This window comes from Arsenophonus sp. ENCA (genome assembly GCF_002287155.1).
In the GTDB taxonomy this organism is placed as follows: domain Bacteria; phylum Pseudomonadota; class Gammaproteobacteria; order Enterobacterales; family Enterobacteriaceae; genus Arsenophonus; species Arsenophonus nilaparvatae.
Window position 1 is genome coordinate 1 of the sequence record NZ_NHNG01000623.1, and the last position, 2,085, is coordinate 2,085.

General features: G+C 39.4%; 1 protein-coding gene and 2 pseudogenes. 2 read left to right on the forward strand and 1 reads right to left on the reverse strand.

Features of this window, described 5'->3' with window-relative positions:
* The first annotated feature begins 290 nt into the window (after nt 1-290).
* Nucleotides 291-1,233, forward strand: a pseudogene (gene uspE, locus CBG25_RS16040) (universal stress protein UspE).
* 44 nt (nt 1,234-1,277) lie between these two features.
* Here uspE and CBG25_RS16045 read toward each other — a convergent pair.
* Nucleotides 1,278-1,855, reverse strand: a pseudogene (locus CBG25_RS16045) (NAD(P)(+) transhydrogenase (Re/Si-specific) subunit beta); the annotation flags it as partial.
* A 90-nt stretch (nt 1,856-1,945) separates the two neighbouring features.
* Here CBG25_RS16045 and CBG25_RS21515 point away from each other — a divergent pair.
* Nucleotides 1,946-2,085 (forward strand): helix-turn-helix domain-containing protein (locus tag CBG25_RS21515; protein WP_366212744.1); only part of this gene is annotated, 140 nt, incomplete at its 3' end.

Sequence of the window (2,085 nt, forward strand, 5' to 3'; positions counted from 1 at the left end):
TACAGGTTTCGATCTTGACCAGCGGGTCACCCAACTTGTCGATCGTCTGTTGGTGATACTGGTTTGCAAAGAGGTCATTCTTAATGGCGCTGCGTTTCTTCATGGTGGTTAGCTCAGTAGACCAGCTTCCGATAACTTTATCAGCAAAATCAAACTCGGCTTAGGTTTTTCGAGGTGCCCATTAGCATATTATTTTTTTGTGATTTGGCTATGTTACTATCTATTATCCCAAACCATATTGGTTTATCTTTAGTGATATAAATGTTGCCTAGCCTCTAAGAGGAACCATTATGGCTAATTACCGTAATCTGTTAGTTGCTATTGATCCAAATCAGGATGACCAACCTGCACTTCGACGTGCTGTATATATAGTACAACGCAATGGTGGACGCATTAAGGCTTTCTTGCCCATCTATGATCTCTCTTATGACATGACAACCTTATTATCGCCTGAAGAACGCAATGCTATGCGCAAGGGCGTTATTAGTCAGCGAAAAGTATGGATAAAACAGCAAGCACATTACTATTTAGAAGCCGGTATTGATATTGAAATTAAAGTAATATGGCATAACAAACCATATGAAGCGATTATTCAAGAAGTTATTGCTGATAAACATGATTTATTATTAAAAATGGCGCATCAAAATGACCGTTTTGAGGCCATGATATTCACTTCTCTTGATAGGCATCTACTCCGTAAATGCCCTTGCCCAGTCTGGATGGTAAAAGATAAAGTATGGCCTAATGATGGCGCTATTGTTGTTGCAGTTAATTTATCTAATGAGGAATCCTATCACGATAAACTTAATATTAAACTCATCAAGGAAACGGAAAATATCAGCCATCAGATTGTTAAAAATCCACATATTCATCTCGTTAGTGCCTACCCTGTCGCGCCAATAAATATCGCTATTGAATTACCAGATTTTGATCCAAATATCTATAATCAGGCTCTGCGGGCACAGCATCTTGTTGCAATGAAAAAATTAAGGCAAAGATTTACCATTGATGAAAAATATACCCATGTTGTTGAAGGATCCGCTGAGAAAAAACTCTGAAACTTGTGACGAATTACATGAAGGTATTGTTGTATTGGGTATTTTAGGCAGAACAGGTATTTCAGCGGCGTTTTTAGGCAATACTGCTGAACAGATCATTGATAAGTTAAAATGTGATTTATTGGCCATTAAACCGGATGGTTTTGTCTGTCCAATAAATCCAGCAAATGATTAACAACCCAATGGCCCATTCAAATAGGGCCATTATTATTAAAAAACTTATAAAGCGCGCAAAATAGCTTCTACGCTAACTTTGGCATCACCGAATAGCATTTGGGTATTTTCTTTAAAAAATAACGGATTCTGAACGCCTGCATAACCGGTATTCATTGAGCGTTTAAATACAATAACATTTTGCGCTTTCCAAACCTCCAGGACTGGCATTCCGGCTATTGGGCTATTGGGCTATTGGGATCATCTTGTGCGGCTGGGTTAACGGTATCATTTGCCCCGATCACTAATACCGTGTCTGTATTAGCAAAATCATCATTTATTTCGTCGAGCTCCAACACGATGTCGTAAGGTACTTTCGCTTCAGCTAATAATACATTCATATGACCAGGCAGGCGTCCGGCAACAGGATGGATCGCAAAGCGAACATTAATCCCTTTTTCGCGTAATTTTGCCGTAATGTCGTGAATCGGATATTGAGCTTGAGCCACCGCCATACCATAACCGGGAGCAATAATTACCGAATGGGAATTTTTTAACAGCTCAGCTACTTCATCTGCTGTAGTTTGCCGATAATTTCCCAGGCTATGTTCATCATCGACTAATATCCCGTCAGTGCCAAACCCCCGCCAATTCCCAAACGAAATGCAACAAAGTAAATCCTTGGTCATACATAGATAAAATTACTGTAATGACCCCATAAGAGATACTGTTGTATGAAGGGAAAACATTTGAACTTACATGAGCGTTTTTATATCGAAAAACGAATAATTGACGGTGTTACTCAGGCCACTATTGCTAGAGAATTGGGGCTTTCTCGTTCAACTGTCAGCAGGGAACTCAAACGTAATACTGA